The following is a 3946-nucleotide window of genomic DNA, read 5'->3' as shown; positions in this document are numbered from 1 at the left end:
GAGTGACCCAAAGACTCCCTTAAATTCACATTCTTTTGCACTTGGTGTGCACCAGTTTACGAACCTTGTGTGGATTCCGGGATCATAATAGGCACTACCAACAAACAAGGAGTGAGCCATGAAAAGTGCAGCAGTTGCCGCCCTCAGTATCGCAGGGGCCGTGGCCATCGCCGGAGTCGGCTACGGTGCATACCAGGCCATGACCCCGGCCACCTCAGGCTATGCCGAAGTGGTGAATGTGGACCCGATTGTGAAAACCTGGCAGGAACCCCGCGAGGTCTGTCAGCAAGTGACCGTGCAACGCAAAAAGCCGGTCAAGGACGAACACCGCATTACCGGTAGTGTGGTCGGCGCCGTGGTCGGCGGCGTGATAGGCCATCAATTCGGCGGCGGCAGTGGTAAAGATGCCGCCACCGCCGGTGGTGCCATTGCCGGTGGCGTCGCCGGTAACCAGATCCAGAAAGGGATGCAGGAAAAAAACACCTACACCACCACGGAACAGCGTTGTAACACGGTGATGGAAGACAAGAGTCGCACTGAAGGTTATGACGTGACCTATGTCTTCAATGATCAGGAAGACACCATTCGCATGGACAAGAAGCCCGGCGAACGGTTGCGCATCGAAGAGGGGCAAGTGGTTACCCAGTAACCCTCTCCTGACTGTGTATAAAAAAGCCCGCTTCTGCGGGCTTTTTTTATGGTGCCTTTCCGGTCAACCCGACAGCACCGACACGAATGTCTGGATGATGGTCGCGTTGGCGATATCCACGATAAAGCCCCCCACCACCGGCACGATGATAAACGCCAGCGGCGACGGCCCATGATGCTGGGTCACCGCCTGGATATTGGCCACCGCCGTGGGAGTGGCTCCCATGGCAAAGCCGCAATGGCCAGCGCAAAGCACCGCCGAATCATAGTTTCGCCCCATCAAGCGGAACGTCACCAGAGTAATGAACGCCAGCGCCAGACCTACCTGCACCAGCAACATGGCAAGCATGGGCAGGGCCAGATCCACCAGCTGCAGTAATTGCAGACTCATCAGCGTGATCGCCAGGAAAATCCCCAGCGCGGTATTGCCCACCACATCGATGGTGGCATCGTTCACCTGCCAAAGGCGCCTGGCCGTATTGCCGAGAACAATGCAGACAAACAACACCCACACGAAGGTGGGCAAGCGGAACACGGACGCAAACTCTTCCGCCGCCACGGTGCCAACCACCACCCCCACTGACAGCAACATCATGATGCGGATGACGCTGGCGGCAGAGATGGGCCGGGGCGTTTCCGCCTCATCGTGCTCGGCATCTTCCACCGCCGGACCATGGGCCGGGGCCGCGAGCCGGTAGCGGCGGATCAGGAACATGGCCAGCGGCCCGCCCAGCAGGGCCCCGAAGATAAGACCAAAGGTGGCGGAAGCCGCCGCCAGCTCACTGACGCCAGTAAGGCCAAAATCCCGCTCGAAAACGCCCGCCCAGGCAGCCCCTGTGCCGTGGCCACCGGTCATGGTCACCGAGCCGCCAATCAGGCCGTACCAGGCATCCAGCCCCATCAGCTTGGCCATCATCACACCGACCAGATCCTGCAGAGCCACCAGCACGATCACCAGTACCGCGAACAGCAGCATGGCCCAGCCGCCCCGGCGCAGCAGACGAAAGTCCGCTGCCAGCCCCACGGCACCAAAGAAAAACAACATGGCCGGCGTTTTGATACTCTCATCAAAGGTCAGGCCGATACCGGAAAGCTGCATGACGGTGACCACAATGGTCGCCAGCAAACCACCTACCACCGGCTCGGGCATATTCAACCGAGACAGCAGATCTACCTTGTGCACTATCCACTGACCAGCGCCCAGCACCAGCAATGCGACCATCAGGGTTTCCATGGCGGAAAACTGCATCCCTTTCTCCTTGTTCGCGGCTGGGGAGCCGCCAATTGATCCGCTATACTGCCCGCGACAACCGGAAGCTGTTATGAATCGCGAGAAACGAACTGAAATTTTTACCCGTCTGCGGGATCAGAACCCTCACCCCACCACCGAGCTGGAATACAGCAGCGATTTCGAGTTGCTGGTGGCCGTGGTGCTGTCTGCCCAGGCCACGGACGTGGGCGTGAACAAGGCCACCGCCAGGCTCTATCCGGTGGCCAATACGCCAGAGGCGATCTTCGCCCTGGGTGTCGACGGGCTTAAAGAGTACATCAAGACCATCGGCCTGTTTAATTCCAAGGCCGAAAACATCTTTCAGCTGTGTAAAATTCTCATTGAGCAGCATGATAGTCAGGTACCACGTACCCGCGAAGCGCTGGAAGCACTGCCCGGTGTGGGGCGAAAAACCGCCAATGTGGTGCTGAATACTGCCTATGGACTACCCACCATGGCCGTAGACACGCATATCTTCCGGGTCTCCAACCGTACCCGCATTGCCCCGGGCAAGAATGTACTGGAAGTGGAAAAGCGGTTGCTGCGGCTGGTACCGGAGGAATTCCTGCGCGATGCCCACCACTGGCTGATCCTGCATGGCCGTTATGTCTGCACCGCTCGCAAACCCAAATGTGGTGAATGCCTGATCGCCGACCTGTGTGAGTTTCCGCCCAGCCAGCGGCCATCGTAAGCAGCAATTGAGCGCCCCGCCGCCCATTGCTACTCTGGGGTATCACGGTTGAACTGACGAAGGGACGCGACATGAAACACCCCCTCCTGCTGGCAACGCTGCTGGGCCTGTGCGCCCCGGTTCTGGCCGGCGACCTGAAGCCTGGCCTGTGGCAGATCAATACCACCATGGAAGGCGACAATCTGCCCCCACAGATGCGTGCACATACCCAGCAGGAATGCCTCTCCCCTGACCAGGCCGAAGACGTGGTCAGCGCCCTGCAGGAGAGCTGGAACGCGGATGAATGTGATCTGGGCAAGGTGGACCGCGGCGGTGACAACCTGACCTGGGAAGCCCGCTGTGACCAGAACGGCATGCAGAGCACCATGAAGGGCTCGGTGACCCTGCACAGCGATACCCATTACACCAGCACCATCGACATGACCATGCCGGGCCACAAAATGGTGTCAAAAAGCGAAGGGAAATGGGCCGGTTCGGATTGCCCTGAGTAGGATCAGGGGGTCGCCTTGTGAGCAAGGCGTCAACGAAATCATCACCTACCACCTACACGTTTGAGCCATGCGAGCATGGCTCCAACGCACCTGACAACCCGCAGCGAAGCGCTTCAGATCTTCCCGGCAAACACCTTTTCAAAAAACGCCAGCACCCGCTTCCAACTGTCTTCTGACGCAACCGCATCGAATTTTGAACGCAGCGGCGGCAGTGGCCCCAGTTTCTTGAAGGTGAAGGTCTGGTGGTCATTCATGAAGGAGTGGCCCACGTCTTCATAGGTCTTGATATCGTGGGGCACGCCCAGCGCGTCCATGTGTTTTGCCAGACGGTCACCATGGTCGCCATAGATCATGTCTGTGCGACCCCAGCCACCGACTGCCGGGCAAATGCCGGTCACGTCTTTCACGTTTTTCGGGATGCCACCATAGAACGGAGCCACTACCTGCACCGGTGCCTGGCTGGCGTAAAGCACCGCAAAACGCCCGCCCATGCAGAAGCCCATGACGCCCACCTGGGTCACGGCTTCTTCGCCCTGATTGAGCAACCATTCCCTGCAGGCCTCCAGTTGCTCAAAGGTCTGTCCCTTGCCGGTTTCATGGGCCTTGAGGGTTTTCACCACACACAGGGCCTTGCTGCCCGGAAGATCATAGAGATCCGGGACCAACACCGGATAACCGTTATCCGCCAGCCGCTGGGCAATGCGCTCGATATCCTCGGTATAGCCGAAGATGTCATGGATGGCGATCACCGCCGCCTTATGGGGATTAGCGGTTTCGGGGCGCAGCCAACGGGCACGCATGGTGTGGCCGCCGGGGATGGGAATGCCTACAGGTTGGTTGGACATG

At 59.0% G+C, this 3946-nt stretch carries 5 protein-coding genes; 3 read left to right on the top strand and 2 right to left on the bottom strand.

Features of this window, described 5'->3' with window-relative positions; genetic code table 11:
* The first annotated feature begins 118 nt into the window (after positions 1-118).
* Positions 119-649: a glycine zipper 2TM domain-containing protein gene (locus HUJ17_RS08005; protein ID WP_290510200.1), complete on the top strand. Its 531-nt coding sequence runs from the start codon at positions 119-121 to the stop codon at positions 647-649.
* A gap of 63 nt (positions 650-712) precedes the next feature.
* Here HUJ17_RS08005 and gltS read toward each other — a convergent pair whose 3' ends face one another.
* A complete protein-coding gene (gene gltS, locus HUJ17_RS08000; RefSeq protein WP_290510199.1) occupies positions 713-1897 on the bottom strand; it encodes a sodium/glutamate symporter in 1185 nt (394 codons plus the stop codon).
* 73 nt (positions 1898-1970) lie between these two features.
* Between gltS and nth the strand changes: the two genes are divergently transcribed.
* On the top strand, positions 1971-2609 hold the full coding sequence (gene nth / locus HUJ17_RS07995; RefSeq protein ID WP_290510198.1) for an endonuclease III: 639 nt from the start codon (positions 1971-1973) through the stop codon (positions 2607-2609).
* A 71-nt stretch (positions 2610-2680) separates the two neighbouring features.
* The gene (locus tag HUJ17_RS07990; RefSeq protein WP_290510197.1) at positions 2681-3100 is read left to right on the top strand and encodes a DUF3617 domain-containing protein; all 420 of its coding nucleotides are present in this window, start codon (positions 2681-2683) and stop codon (positions 3098-3100) included.
* Between the two features lie 113 nt (positions 3101-3213).
* Here HUJ17_RS07990 and HUJ17_RS07985 read toward each other — a convergent pair.
* Positions 3214-3946, bottom strand: a 733-nt coding sequence (locus HUJ17_RS07985) for a dienelactone hydrolase family protein (RefSeq protein ID WP_290510196.1), incomplete at its 5' end; no start/stop codon positions are given.

This window comes from Alcanivorax sp. (assembly GCF_014762765.1).
Lineage (GTDB): Bacteria > Pseudomonadota > Gammaproteobacteria > Pseudomonadales > Alcanivoracaceae > Alcanivorax.
The sequence above is the reverse complement of the archived record's forward strand: the minus strand, read 5'-3'. Positions and strand labels throughout refer to the sequence as shown.

Excerpts from the sequence above, each read along its gene's own strand:
- gltS (WP_290510199.1), bottom strand. The coding sequence starts at position 1,897 with ATGCAGTTTTCCGCCATGGAAACCCTGATGGTCGCATTGCTGGTGCTG.
- nth (WP_290510198.1), top strand. The coding sequence starts at position 1,971 with ATGAATCGCGAGAAACGAACTGAAATTTTTACCCGTCTGCGGGATCAG.
- HUJ17_RS08005 (WP_290510200.1), top strand. The coding sequence starts at position 119 with ATGAAAAGTGCAGCAGTTGCCGCCCTCAGTATCGCAGGGGCCGTGGCC.
- HUJ17_RS07990 (WP_290510197.1), top strand. The coding sequence starts at position 2,681 with ATGAAACACCCCCTCCTGCTGGCAACGCTGCTGGGCCTGTGCGCCCCG.